Annotated in this window: 12 protein-coding genes and 1 pseudogene; 10 read left to right on the top strand and 3 right to left on the bottom strand. The window is 30.3% G+C overall.

From position 1 onward, the window contains the following. Positions 1–549: 549 nt before the first annotated feature. The 4 genes from KMP12_RS06505 to KMP12_RS06490 all read left to right on the top strand — a co-directional run bounded on the left by KMP12_RS06505 (position 550) and on the right by KMP12_RS06490 (position 5,338). A complete protein-coding gene (locus tag KMP12_RS06505; protein ID WP_215756930.1) occupies positions 550–2,592 on the top strand; it encodes an amidase family protein in 2,043 nt (680 codons plus the stop codon). A 469-nt stretch (positions 2,593–3,061) separates the two neighbouring features. After that, entirely contained in the window at positions 3,062–3,499 is a 438-nt protein-coding gene (locus KMP12_RS06500) for an Rrf2 family transcriptional regulator (RefSeq protein WP_215756929.1), read from the top strand. Beyond that, positions 3,477–4,496, top strand: coding sequence for an NADP-dependent oxidoreductase (locus KMP12_RS06495; protein WP_215756928.1), 1,020 nt, complete (start codon positions 3,477–3,479; stop codon positions 4,494–4,496). Before KMP12_RS06500 ends, KMP12_RS06495 begins: the two co-directional genes overlap by 23 nt. 5 nt (positions 4,497–4,501) lie before the next feature. Beyond that, a complete protein-coding gene (locus tag KMP12_RS06490; RefSeq protein ID WP_215756927.1) occupies positions 4,502–5,338 on the top strand; it encodes an alpha/beta fold hydrolase in 837 nt (278 codons plus the stop codon). Positions 5,339–5,680: 342 nt separating this feature from the next. Here the strand turns inward: KMP12_RS06490 and KMP12_RS06485 are convergent, their stop codons facing one another. The 3 genes from KMP12_RS06485 to KMP12_RS06475 form a co-directional block, all read right to left on the bottom strand. After that, entirely contained in the window at positions 5,681–6,961 is a 1,281-nt protein-coding gene (locus KMP12_RS06485) for a hydroxymethylglutaryl-CoA reductase, degradative (protein ID WP_215756926.1), read from the bottom strand. 88 nt (positions 6,962–7,049) lie between these two features. Next, the gene (locus tag KMP12_RS06480) at positions 7,050–8,210 is read right to left on the bottom strand and encodes a hydroxymethylglutaryl-CoA synthase (RefSeq protein ID WP_215756925.1); all 1,161 of its coding nucleotides are present in this window, start codon (positions 8,208–8,210) and stop codon (positions 7,050–7,052) included. A 26-nt stretch (positions 8,211–8,236) separates the two neighbouring features. Continuing rightward, the gene (locus tag KMP12_RS06475) at positions 8,237–9,418 is read right to left on the bottom strand and encodes an acetyl-CoA C-acetyltransferase (RefSeq protein ID WP_215756924.1); all 1,182 of its coding nucleotides are present in this window, start codon (positions 9,416–9,418) and stop codon (positions 8,237–8,239) included. A gap of 929 nt (positions 9,419–10,347) precedes the next feature. Between KMP12_RS06475 and KMP12_RS07935 the strand changes: the two genes are divergently transcribed. The 6 genes and pseudogenes from KMP12_RS07935 to KMP12_RS06445 all read left to right on the top strand — a co-directional run bounded on the left by KMP12_RS07935 (position 10,348) and on the right by KMP12_RS06445 (position 13,841). Further along, positions 10,348–10,644, top strand: a complete 297-nt coding sequence (locus tag KMP12_RS07935) for a hypothetical protein (protein ID WP_215756923.1) — start codon at positions 10,348–10,350, stop codon at positions 10,642–10,644. A gap of 93 nt (positions 10,645–10,737) precedes the next feature. Next, positions 10,738–11,142: a hypothetical protein gene (locus KMP12_RS07930; RefSeq protein ID WP_215756922.1), complete on the top strand. Its 405-nt coding sequence runs from the start codon at positions 10,738–10,740 to the stop codon at positions 11,140–11,142. A gap of 129 nt (positions 11,143–11,271) precedes the next feature. Beyond that, positions 11,272–11,601, top strand: coding sequence for a hypothetical protein (locus tag KMP12_RS07655; protein ID WP_252344735.1), 330 nt, complete (start codon positions 11,272–11,274; stop codon positions 11,599–11,601). An 11-nt stretch (positions 11,602–11,612) separates the two neighbouring features. After that, positions 11,613–12,508, top strand: a pseudogene (locus KMP12_RS07650) (proline racemase family protein). A 99-nt stretch (positions 12,509–12,607) separates the two neighbouring features. Continuing rightward, positions 12,608–12,973, top strand: coding sequence for a hypothetical protein (locus tag KMP12_RS06450; protein ID WP_215756921.1), 366 nt, complete (start codon positions 12,608–12,610; stop codon positions 12,971–12,973). Positions 12,974–13,028: 55 nt separating this feature from the next. Beyond that, positions 13,029–13,841, top strand: coding sequence for a C39 family peptidase (locus KMP12_RS06445; RefSeq protein WP_215756920.1), 813 nt, complete (start codon positions 13,029–13,031; stop codon positions 13,839–13,841). The last annotated feature ends 436 nt before the right edge of the window (positions 13,842–14,277 follow it).

Here is a 14,277-nt window from a genome sequence, read left to right as displayed (position 1 = left end):
AACGACGAAAGGATAAAAGAAAAATTAGGATACTTATCACCAGTAGAATATAGAAAGAAGAATACAGCATAAAAATTTCCTACCTTTAGGGGAGGAAAGATATAAAGAAATACCAGACTTAGCATTAATGCTTACTCTGGTATTAGGTACAACTTTATGGGGGCACCTTATTTTAGGGTTCATTTTTTTATGAGTAAAGAACAATATATACTAAAAAAACTAAATTTTCAATATTATTTAATATCTAATTAAATAAAGTTAAATTTTAAAAATAGCTTATCTAAAAATTTTCTTAATATAGTTGGCTTATAATAGAATTTATGTTTTGTAATAAAATTAATTTTAACAGAACAATTAATAAGAATTTTCTATTTATTATGTAAATGAAGAATTAATACCTTATTTAAATAAAATAATAGTTTTAAAAAATTAATTAGATAATTATCAATTAAATTTAGTTTAAATTTTTGATATTAAAAGAAATTTTTTATTATATTTTTTAAAAAAATGTTATAATTATAAATACTAATATAAAAAAGGAGATTATATATGCAAAAGAAAAATAAGTTTATAGCGGTTTTATTAGCAATAAATATTTTTATGTCGTCAAGTATGGTTTATGCAAGAGAAGTTCCACACGAAGCAAATATAGCATCATCTGAAAAAGATAGACCAGCTTACAAGTTGACGCTAGAGGAATATAAAAGCAAAAGTGGTTTAGAATTAGCCGAATTGGTTAGAGAGAAAAAAGTTACTAGTGAAGACTTGGTTAAACTAGCTTATGAAGTTATAGATAGTAAAAATAAAGACTTAAACGCTGTTATCACAACTCAAAGAGAAGAAGCTCTTAAGGAATCCAAAGAACTAGAAGATACAGGACAACCATTTTTAGGAGTTCCTATCTTAGTAAAAGGCTTGGGGCATACTACTAAGGGCGGAGAAAATACTAATGGTTTTGTCTTTAACAAGGGCAATATTTCAAAGTCAGATGGTTCTATGGTAAGAGAATTGAAAAAAATGGGCTTTATAGTCTTGGGGCAGACTAATTATCCAGAGTATGGGCTTAGAAATATCACAGATTCAAAATTATATGGTGCAACGTCTAATCCTTGGAATACAGATTATAATGCAGGGGGTTCATCTGGTGGATCGGCGGCATCTATTTCAAGTGGTATGGTTGCAATAGCAAGCGGTAGTGATGCAGGAGGATCTATTCGTATCCCTGCTTCTTGGACAGGACTTGTAGGATTAAAACCTAGTCGTGGTATGATTTATAATGCTAATCGTGATAGTAGAACACCTGCCGTTCATTTTCCACTAACTAAAAATGTAGAAGATGCTAAAGTTTTATTAGAGCATCTTCGTAATAAAAAAGCCACTCCTCTAAGAGTGTCAGATATCAAAACATTACCAATAGGATACACAGCTATTTCTCCAATGGGAACAGAGGTAAGCAGGGAGGCAAAAGAAGCTCTAATGGAGAGTGTTGACTTCTTTAAAGAACAAGGTTTTTCAGTAAAAGAAGTAGAGTGGGTAGTAAATGGTCGTGATATTATGCGTGATTATACATTGTTAAGTATTGCCAGTGCTGGTGGTTTTGGCAATCTTGAAAAAAAATTAGCAGAAAAAAACTATACAAAAAAAGATGTTGATCCCCTTGTGTGGGCCTTGTATATTACTTATAGAGATATGGATAAGAAGGAACTAAAAAAACAAGTTGACGAAGTATGGAAACGTGTAGCCACATATACAAACAAAATGGAAATGTTCCACAAGAATTTTCCGCTCTTGCTAACTCCGACAACAGCAACAACAGCCCCACTCAATACAGATATGTATATTGACAAAAAAGACCTAGAAGATATGTTAAATATTGAACAACTTAGTCAAGAAGAACGTTTAAAACTATTAAACAGACAGTGGGAGCCTATGCTTGTAAAAACACCATTTACCCAAATTGCAAACTTGACAGGAGAGCCAGCCCTTTCAATTCCTATGTATGTTTCTTCTAATAATCTACCTCTTGGTGTGATGTTGACAGGTTCTTGGGGGATGGACGATATTTTATTGGATATTGCTAAGATTGCTCAAGACAAGGGAAGATTTAATTTAAGAAGAGTACCTAAAAGTATACTAGATAATGATAATTATAAGCTGAAAGAAAATAATTTATCAAGTATAAAAGAATATGAAAAAGAAAAAATATCTAATAATTCTTTGGAAAAAACGGAAATAAAACAAAATAGCGATTTAGAAAAAGATACAGCAGTAAGAGGCAATTCAGTAGCAATTAGTAATGTTTCATTAGATATAGATAAAAACATACAAGATAATTTAATTAAGTCAGAAAAAAATATATTAAATAATAATTTTAAGTTAAAAGAAAACAATACTTCAAACATAAAAGACAATAAAAAAGAAGAAACAAGAACTGCTTCTTTAGATAAAAAAGAAAACAATTCAAAAGTAGATATAGAAAAAGAAAATAGCAAGCCTGCAATACCTAAAAATTTAAATCCTTATTTACTTATAGGAAGTATTTTTATTTTACTACTTTTAATAACAGTATTTTACAAAATTAGAAAAAAATAAAAAATAAAAAATAAAAAATAAAAAATAAAAAATAAAAAATAAAAAATAAAAAATAAAAAATAAAAAATAAAAAATAAAAAATAAAAATAATGTCTAACAAGTAGGCATTATTTTTATTTTTACTTTACAAAAATCAGAATGTATAATTTTTTATGATTTTCATAAAAGTTTAAAATTTTATTGATATTAAGAATAAAATATATTTCCATAAAAGGGAGAAACCCTTAGTATAAATAGGCTAAGGGTTATTTATGAAAAAATCTAAAAATATAAGTTCTAATATTATTATAGTTGATGAAACTTAAATTGACTTAAAACTAATAAAAAATTTTTATAATTAAATATTAAAAAACTCTTGACAAAAAGAAAAATTAAAATTATACTTATACTTGTATCTAAAACAAGAATAAGTTAAAAAGAAAATTTTTAAAAAGATATAAGATTTTTAATAAAGAAGAAAGGATAATTTATGGATACAAGATTTTCTGTTGCTTTACATATATTGCTCTACATTTCAGAAACAAAGAATGTGGCTTCGTCAGAATTATTGGCAACAAGTGTTAATACCAACAGTAGCCACATTAGAAAAATAATAGCACTGTTAAAACAAGCAGGCTTAATTGAAAGTAGTCAAGGTAAATCAGGATTTAGTTTGTCAAAAGATGTAAAGGATATTAGCCTAGCTGTTATATATAATTCAATTTATCAAGATAAAAAAATTCTAAATATTCACGGCCAAGCAAATATTGAATGCCCAGTCGGTGCAAATATAAAAGATGTACTAGACCCAGTTTTTGAAAGTTCAGAAAGAGCCTTTATAAAAGAATTAGAAAGTAAAACATTACATCAATTAATAGAAGATTTATATAAAATAGGAGAAAAAAATGAAAGTAGCAATACACACTAAATACAATAAAAATAATATCAAATTAGAATTTAAGGAAGTTTCAAAACCAGAAATTTCATTTAATGAAGTTTTAATAAAGGTTTTGGCAGCTGGAGTAAATCCTTTAGACAACATGATTTCAAGAGGAGAAGTTAAATTAATTGTTCCTTATAAACTACCACAGGTGGCAGGTAATGAATTTGTGGGTGTCGTAGAAAAAGTAGGGAAGTCAGTTTCAAATTTTTCGGTTGGTGATAGGGTATTTGCAAGGCTGCCACTAGAGAAAATCGGTGCATTTTCAGAGTATATAGCAGTAAATGAAGAAGCATTAGCCAAGGTGCCAGCCTATCTAAGCGATGAAGAAGCTGCAGCTATTCCACTAACAGCACTGACGATAATGCAGGCTTTAGATATAATGAACTACCAAAGCGGAAAAATAATTTTTATTTCTGGTGGAACTGGTGGTGTCGGAGGTATGGCAATCCCAATAGCCAAAGCCAAAGGCTTAAAAGTAATTACAAATGGTGATGGTTCAAATGCACAAAGAGTTTTAAATTTGGGAGCTGACCAATTTATAGACTATAAAAAAGAGGACTATAAAAAAGAGGACTATACAAAAATACTAAAAGATGTTGATTATGTGTTAGATACTTTAGGTGGGAACGAAACAGAAAAACAGATGAGTATTATGAAAAAAGGTGGTAGTTTAGTATCACTTCGTGCTATGCCAAATGGGTCGTTTGCTAAGAGAATGAATTTACCAAAATGGAAACAATTTTTATTCGCTCTAGTTGGTAAAAAATTTGATAAAATGGCAGAAAAATACGGAGTAACCTATAATTTTATTTTTGTTAAATCTAACGGTAAACAACTACAAGAAGTTGCTGATATATTTACAAAATTAGAAATTAAACCGTCTGTTGATACAATTTTTAAATTTGAAGATGTTAATGAGGCTTTAGACAAGATAGCAAATGGACGTTCAAGAGGAAAAACAGTACTAACATTTAAGGAGTAGGATAGATGACATATTTAGAACAGGCAAATAAATATATATTTGTAAATGGGGAAAAAATTGCATACAGAGAATTGAGTGCAGGAAAAAGCCCAATACCTTTAGTAATGTTGGTACATTTGGCGGCAACCCTAGATAATTGGGACCCTAAACTTTTAGACCTTGTTTCAGAAAAACACCACATTATAGTTTTAGATTTGCCAGGAGTAGGAGCAAGTACTGGTAAGGTAGCTGGCAGTATTCCTGCTATGGCAAGCCAAACTATTGATATTATCAAACAACTGGGCTATAAAAAAATAAATCTACTAGGTCTTTCAATGGGAGGTATGATTGCACAAGAAGTTGTAAGAAAAGATAAAAATTTAGTAGAAAAATTAATACTAGCTGGTACTGGCTCAAGAGGTAGCAAGGAACTAGATAAAGTAACAGGAAAAACTTTTAAATTTATGCTAAAGGCAGCCTTAAAAAGAGTTGACCCAAAACGCTATATTTTTTATAATCATGATGAGGCAGGCTATAAAGAAGCTATGAAAGTGCTGGATAGAATGGGAAAAAGAAGACCAGAGTTTAAGGATAAGGAAATGAATATACCTGGTTTTTTAGTACAATTAAAGGCTATAAAACTTTGGGGTAAATCAGAAGAAGATGACCTAAAATATATTACACAGCCAACTCTTATTGTAAATGGCGATAATGATATGCAGGTGCCGACTGAAAACTCTTATGATATGCATAAGAAAATTGCAAATAGCAAATTAATTATATACAAAAATTCTGGACATGGTTCAATTTTTCAATATGCAGAAGAATTTTCTAAAGACTTACTAGGTTTTTTAAACAATTAAATATAAATAAAGGTTTACTCAAGTATCTTAAATTAGATAAGCTAGAGTAAACCTTATTTTTTGGAAAAATTAATTTAATAAGTTGTGGGCGATTTTAATGTAATTTATTTAATAAAAATTTTGTATAAAAAGGAGAGACCCTTAGTCTAAATAGGCTAAGGGTTGTTTATGAAAAAAATTTAAATCTTTAAGCTTTGCTGCTATATTAATATTATATTTAATAAAACTTAAATAAACTTAAATACAGATAAAAAATTTTTTATCTTTTAGTTTTAAAATAAAATTTTATTAAAATTTATTTTTTTTGGTATCTAGTCTATAAAAATTTTGTTTGGATAGAGATTATTTAATTTTTTCTTTATTTTCTTTTATTAGGAGTTTTGCTGTTTCTAGGTTCATGTGTTTACTTTCTTGTAATTTTTCGGCTATTATTTCTACTTCTTCAGCTTTTGCCCCAGCTAAAAGGGCTAAGGATTTGGCGTGAAGTTTCATGTGTCCTTGCTGGATACCTACACTAACAAGGGCTTTTAATGCTGCAAAATTTTGTGCTAGACCAAGAGCTGTGATAAGGCTAGCCAATGTTTTTGCATCAGGATTTCCTAAAATTTCGTGGCTTATTTTGACACTGTTGTTAAGACCGATAGAACCACCGACACTGGCTATTGGCATGGGTAGGGTTATTTCACCAGATAAAATATTTTCGTTTTTATTAAATATCCAAGTTGACAAGCCCTCATAAGTTCCATTTCTTGTGGCGTAAGTGTGGCAGGCAGCTTCTACGGCTCGCCAGTCATTGCCGCTTGCAATTACGAGTGCGTCTATACCGTTAAAAATTCCCTTATTGTGAGTAGCCGCTCTATATGGGTCTAGTTTGGCAAATTTACTAGCTAATTCAATTTTTTTGGCTATTTCTTTTGCTTTTTCTATATCTTTATCAATATGCTGAATTTTAATTTTACAGCTTGCCGTAACCAAAGATTTTGTGGCATAATTTGATAGTATTGCCATAAGGGCATAAGAATTTGTTAAATTTTCTAAGTAAGGTTTTATAGCTTCTAACATATTATTTAATATATTAGCCCCCATAGCTTCCTTAACGTCAACAGTAAGATAGACTACTAAAAATTTCACTTCATCATCTTCTAAAATCTTCCAACTAATATCGCAGGCTCCACCACCACGTTTTACTATTGAGGGGTGAGCCTCATTAGCTATTTGTAATAAATACAAATTATTTTCCTCAATTTTACTAGTTGCTTGTTCAAAATTTTCAACATCATATAGGGCGATTTGTCCAATCATTTTTCTATCTAAAATTTTTGTTTCAAAGCCACCAGATTTAGCAATTATTTTGCTGGCATTACTTGCTGCTGCTACAACTGAGGGTTCTTCTGTAACCATAGGTAGACTATATTCTTTATTATTAACTAAAATTTGTGGGACTATGCCAAAAGGTAGGGCAAAAGTTGCTATGTGATTTTCTGTCATATTGCCAGCAACATCTACATCTAAGGTAATATTTTCTAATAATTCGTGGCTGTGTTCATCACTAATTAAATTTAAATTTTTTAAAATTTCTATACGTTCCTTGCGAGTTTTTTTATAAAATCCTGTAAAAGTCATAGGCTACTCCTAATATTTTATTTTACATATATATTATCATAGTAAATAGTTTGTAACAATAAAAACTAGGTAGAAAATTAATCGCTACCTAGTTTTTGTTATATATTCTTTTGTGATTTTCAATTTTTTGTAGGGCAAATTTTGACTTGTCATCAAAACTAGCACTACCATTTTCATCTAAATCTATGGTTTTAAAAAATATTTCTTCGTATTGGTCAATATCAAGCCTAGTTCTATTTGCAAAATCACTTGTTAGTCTATTCTTTCTCAGTTTCAAATCAAAATCTTTTACAAGTGTAAGACTAAAAATTTCACAAACAGCTCCACTACCATAACTATATAGGGCTATATTATTTCCAGCTTTTAAATTTTTGCTGTTTTCTAGTAGTGAAAGGAGTCCTAAAAATAGGGAACCAGTATATATGTTACCAACACGTTGGCTATATAGTATAGAGGCTGTAAAGTTTGCTTCTAGTTTATTTTTTTTATCTTCTTCTATATTTGAAGTTATTGCTTGTAGTCCCTTAAGCCCTAATTTTGGATAGGGTAAATGGAAACAAATAGCAACAAAGTCAGAATAATTTTTTTTGTTTTTTTCTAAATATTTTTCCCATGTTGTCGTTAAACAATCTAGGTAGAGTTCCGTAGAAAATTTACCATCTACAAAGGGATATGGGCTGTAATTAGGTCGCCAAAAATCCATTAAATCTCTAGTTTGATAAACATTGTCGTTATTGATTAGGGCGATACTAGGATTTTGCTTTATTAACATTGCGACACTACCAGCACCCTGTGTAGATTCGCCACCAGAATTTATGCCGTATTTTGCAATATCACTAGCTATTACTAGAACATAAGAATTAGGTTTGCTAACTATGTGATTACGGGCAAATTCTAATGCCGCAGTAGCACCGTAGCAAGCCTCTTTTATTTCTACTGAACGGGCAAATTTTTGTATGTTAAGCAAGCTATGAATAAAAACAGAAGCGGCTTTACTCTGGTCAATACCAGTTTCAGTTCCTACTATAATCATGTCTATTTTTTCTTTATCTTCGTCTGTTAAAATTTCATAAGCAGCTCTGGCACCCAATGTTACTATATCTTGTGTGTGGGGAGCAATACTCATTTCAAGTTGCATAAAACCCTTTGTGAATTTTTCTGGTTCTACACCTCTTTTTAGGGCTAAATCTTCTATATTTAGATAATAGTCAGGCATAGCAAATCCAATTTTATCAATTCCAATATTCATAATTTATACCTTTCTTAATAAATATATTAATTCTTTTTAGATATTAATAGAGAAATTCCTTGACCGCCACCGATACAAAGTGAGGCAAGTCCTAATTTTTTGTTTTGTTTTTTTAATTCATGTACCAGGGAAACTAATATTCTAGCTCCGCTGGCTCCGATAGGATGACCTAGTGCGATAGCTCCACCATTGACGTTGACCTTGTTTTTATCTATATCTAGTTCTCTAATGACGGCTATAGATTGGCTGGCAAAGGCTTCATTTATTTCAAACAAATCTATCTTATCTATTGAAATATTTTCTTTAGCCAATAATTTTTTTGTTGCATAGACGGGTCCTAAGCCCATAAGTTCTGGTTCTAGTCCTGAAGTAGCAAAACTTTCTATATATGCTAGCATTTCTATATTTAATTCTCTAGCTTTTTCTTCAGACATAAGAACAAGAAAAGCAACACCATCATTTATCCCAGAAGAATTGCCAGCAGTACCTATTCCATTTTTATCGAAGGAAGGTTTTAATTTTTCAAGTTTTTCTATTGTACTATTAAATCTAGGGTATTCGTCCGTATCAAAAATTTTAGTTTCACGACCGTCTTTTACTTCTAGGGGGATAATTTCATCTTTAAATTTATTATTTTTTATAGCATTTTCAGCCTTCTGCTGGCTTTCTAGAGCAAAAGTATCAGCCTCTTGTCTTGAAATATTATATTTTTTAGCAAGATTTTCAGCTGTAATTCCCATGTGATAATTATTAAATGCGTCAGTAAGACCGTCGTTTATTAAACTATCTACAAGTTCTATTGAACCCATTTTTGCTCCAAAACGACTTTGTTTACTTAGGTAGGGAGCTTGGCTCATAAATTCCATACCACCACAAATAACAATATCATTTTCTCCTAGCATAATGCTACTAGCAGCCAAGGTTACACTTTTCAAACCAGACCCACAAACCTTGTTGATAGCAAAGGCAGATACCTTATTTGGTAAACCAGCTTGTAGAGCAACTTGACGAGCAACATTTTGCCCTAAACCTGCCTGCAAGACATTTCCTAAAATCACTTCATCTACAAGGTTAGGGTTTAAATTAATTTTTTCTAAAGAAGCACGGATAACTTTTGCAGCAATTTCTGTAGGTTTTTCATCTTTTAGGCTTTTACCAAAAGAAGCAATAGCAGAACGTTGTGCTGAAACTATAGCTACCTTTTTCATTAAATTTTCTCCTGAAATTTTATAGTTTTATTATAGTTAGTATATTCTACTATAAAAAATTAATAAATTCAAATTTATAATATTAAAATAAAGAAGAAATTACTATAATTTTAAATTTTAAAAATTATATTTTGAAACACAATTAAAAAATAGCAAACATATATTGGTCGCTATATCAAATTGTTAAATAAAAAATTTTTATAAAATTTAAAAATAAAATATAAAACAATATATAACAGAATGTAACAGAAAACAGAAAACGACATGCAAGATCTGTGTTATAATGATAATAATTATCAATAAATTTGTTAGGTGTGTTTTTTATTGTTTTATTTACTTTGTATAAAAATCTTTCTAGCAAAATCATTGCTTTTTATATGATTATCGTTTATAAGTAACTGATACAAAGTTGTTTTATTTTTCAAGAATATACTTGTTTTTTATTTCTGTATTATAATAAAAATTTAGTTTAAAGGTATAGAACACTACTTGTGAAAACTATTAATGTTTCAAGAAAGGAGAGAAAACTGGTTTACAAATTTAATTTTGAGAATATAAACATTCCTCTAAAACAATATCTAGGTGTACCATGTAAGCCTATAGTGGAAGTTGGACAGAGATTTAAAATATGAGAATTAATAGCTATCCCTAACGGGCTTGGAGCAAATATTCATGCTTCTTTATCTGGGGTTATTGAAGAAGTTACAGAATCTAATTTGCTCTTGAAGCTAGATGCTGAACAAAGTAATGATTATGTAAGACTTCCTGATACAAATGATATATTGTAAAGAATAAAAGATTCAGGTCTTGTTGGTTTAGGTGGGGATGGTTTCTCTGTTAGAATAAAATTATCTACTAAAATAGAGGGTGGATATATTTTAGCAAATGCAGTAGAGCATTAGCCAATTCTTTCTCATAATGTTAAATTTATGGAAGAAAAATCAGAAGTTCTTGTTCGTGGTCTGCAATATATGATGGAAATAACAGGAGCTACACAATCTTACATATCGATTAAAACAAAATATCGTAAATCCTTGCTTGCTGTTGGTAAAGCGTGTAAAGATGTACTTAATGTATCTGTGAAAATATTACCAGATATGTATCCAGCAGGTGATGAACGTGTAATTGTGCGTGAAGTTCTTGGAAAAGTTTTAGAAATTGGTCAATTACTACTAGAAGCTAATGCTGTGGTTTCAAATGTTGAGACTATTAGAAGAATAGGATAAGCCATAGAAGATGCAAAACCACTTATAGATAAAGATATAACAGTTGTTGGTGATGTACAACAGGAACAAGCTTTCTTAGATGTGCCAATTGGTTTGCCAATAGGAGAATTCATACATCATGCGGGAGGATATATTCATCCACATGGTGAAATTGTCAAGGGTGGATCATTCACAGGTAAAAGCACTACAGAAGAAGCATCTATTGAAAAAACAACAGAAGGTATCTTGGTAGCTATGCCTTACCCTACAGGTAAAGAAAAAGTATGTATACTTATTTGTGAATGTGGTGCAGGAGAAGAAAGACTTTGCGAAATAGTGGCTGGTATGAGGTATGAAGTTGTATATGTTGAAATCTGTAAACGCATGAAACCAGATAAAAACAGAAGATACCGTTGTGAACTTCCAGGTATTTGCCCAGGACAGGCTGAAAAAGTATTAAAAATGAAAAAAGACGAGGCTAATGCGGTAATAAACAGGTACATGTTAGGATTGAACTAACACTGGTACAGGAGTCGCTCCTAGGTTAGGAGTCGTAGTATACCATAGTATCGATCATGTACTTAGAGATGCCGGACACAAATTATACCGAAGCATTGTAAAAAAATAAATAAATAGGAGAACATGTAAATGTCAATTACAGAAGAAATCCTTAAAGCACTTAAAGCTGTAGATGATTATAATTTAGTAGTAGATACAATTCACTTAAAACAATATCTCCTTCCAGGTAACAAAAAAGTTGTTTTCGTTAAAGAAATTATGGGACAAGGTGCTATGCATGATAATCTAATTATGCCAGTAGAACAAATAGGAACATTAGGGGTAAAACCAAACGTAGACTTGGGTAACTTACCAGTTATGCTTGCTTCAACAGAAATTTTAGATGGTGGTATTCATGCCCTAACTTTTATCGAACCAACTTCTAAAGAGTGTTCAAGACACTATACCGTGAACCATTAGTATTAGAAGCGATGGCTGATGAAGAAATTGACTTGATAGGGATATTATTAGTAGGTTCTCCTCAAGCAAACTCTGAAAAATTCTATGTACCTAAACGTTTAGGTATTACTATCGAAGCTATGGGCGTAGATGGAGTTATCGTAACAACAGACGGATTTGTTAATAACCATATTGACTTTGGCTCTCATATAGAAGAAGCAGGTAGACGTGGAATTTCAGTAGTTGGTATGACATACTCAACCCAACAAGGTGCTTTAGTAGTTGCTAATCAATACATGGATGCTATGGTAGATAATAATAAATCTAAACTAGGCATTGAAAAGCAAATTCTTTCAAATAATACGCTATGTAAAGAAGATGTTGAGTTAGAAGTAGAGGGTGTAGGAAAAGTAAAATTTTATATTTCGTTTGGAGGAAGTTTCTTTGCGATAATTTCAGCAGAGCAATTAGGACTTACTGTATGTCCATAAAATGCTTCTTTATTAAAAGAAAAAGCATTGAAATTACGTGATGCAGTAAATGCACAAATAGAAATACAACATCCAACATTATCACATATTAAGTCGGTTGACTTAGTTGAAATCTATGACAAACCAACGAATCCAGAAGCAACATATAAAAATGTTGTAGTGTTCGGAGATGGTAATATTGACCGTTCACCATGTGGGACAGGAACATCAGCTAAACTAGCTACTCTATACAAAAAAGTGAATTAAAAGTGGGAGAACCATTTGTATATGAAAGTATCTTAGGAACTATATTCAAAGGAAGAATATTAGAAGAAAAAGACTTAGCAGGTTATGTAGCAATTATCCCAGAAATCACAGGTTCAGGCTATATTACTGGATTTAGTAATTTTGTTTACTACCCTGAAGATCCGTTAACATATGGTTTCTTACTAGGATAAAATTTAAGAATATAAGACCATTAGGAACTAATATTTTTAAAGTTTTAATCTATGAAAATTATTTTCTAATGGTCTAAAAACAAAAAAGGAGATAAAACTATGAGTTTATTATTATCATTACAACTATTATTGGGGGCAGGTGCTGTCTACTTTGTAGTTATGTTATGTATTGATTTGTTAAAAAATAAAAATAATTTAGGGAAAGAAAATCCAATAGTAGCATTCCCAATTATGATGGCGTCTTGTGCTGGTCTTATGGCGATTGGTTCACAATCATTCATTAAAGAAGGAAAGTATACAAGAATAGGTTCTATCATGATAACAATTGGTGGATTACTAGGGGTTTGGGTTGCGTTCAAATTTGTTACTAACCTAAACTTAGAAATACTTACATGGGTAATCATTGTAGTAGTTATCTTTACAGGATTCTCAATGTTAAATAAGGGTTACAAAAAAGCAGCATAATATAATAATTAAAATACGAGGGATTTTCTCTCGTATTTTTTAAAAGGTGATATTTATGAAAAAATATTTGAGTTTAATTTTAATTTTAATTTTTTGTCTAGGATGCTTTTTCATAATTAAGAATAAATTTTATTCTAAGAATATAAGTAGTAATAATATTTCTACTGATATGTCAGATAAAAATAAGAAAAAGGATAGGGAAGCATCTTCTGAAAAATTAAAAAATGAAGATAAAATTGAAAATAAAACTGACAAAACATCAGAAACAAAAAGTCCTGAAATACCAAATTATACTGTTGTAGATGGTGTTAAGATAGGAAAAAAATTTGTTTTAGATGTTAATCAGCAAATTCAAAAAGAGTGGTATTACTGTGCACCGACTACGGTGAGTATGATACTTAGTGCCAAGGATAAAGATGTTGACCAATATACACTCGCTAAAGAAATGGGAACTTATGAACCTTTTGGAACTCATAATAAAGATGCTATCCGTATTTTGAATAAATATATGTTTGGCTATGAATATCCAGCTGACAATCAGAGTGGTTATAGATTAGAAAGTGTTAGTCTTGTTAATGAAGAAGTTTTAGCAACTTTTAAAAAACGATTAAAGAAAAATATTGAAGATGGATATCCCATGTATTACACTTTTGATATGTCAAAGGTATATGAAGGTAGGCAAGGTGAGCATAATGTAGTAGGCATAGGATACGCATTGACACCAGACGAAAGTGATATAGCCTTGCTTTATTATATAGACCCCTCTTATAAAGTGCAAGATGCTACTTATGGAGGTTTGAAAGTAATTACTCCTGAGCAGCTGCTAACAGCCATGTTGACATGTGAAGAACCAAATTATGCTTGGTAAGAATTACCTCTACTAAATTTAGTAGGGGTAATTTTTTATTTTTAGATTGCTAGGAAAGTATAATAATTATGGTTAATTTTGATTGTATAAATAAGGACTTGTTTATAAAAAATAAAAAGACGACTAAAAGTCGTCTTTAATAAAAGATATACACTTAAAAATAAAATTTTGTCGCAAAGGAGTTTTGTAATCAATGTATTAAAAGTTTATATTGATTACAATCATATAAAAACAAAATTATTACTTTCTATATTTATTTTAACATAAAGAATAAATTGTGTAAAGAGTGTATTTAAAAATTTAAAATTTAGTAAATTATATAATTAAGTTAGCCAGTAGTACAAAAAAAGCATCTCATAGGATATACTTTTAGTAACTACAAAAAAAGGATACCAAGAGATGCAAGAACATTATAACACAAAAGGCAAACACATTA

The organism is Gemella sp. zg-1178, assembly GCF_018790995.1.
Lineage (GTDB): Bacteria > Bacillota > Bacilli > Staphylococcales > Gemellaceae > Gemelliphila.
This window is presented reverse-complemented; position numbering and strand designations above follow the sequence as displayed.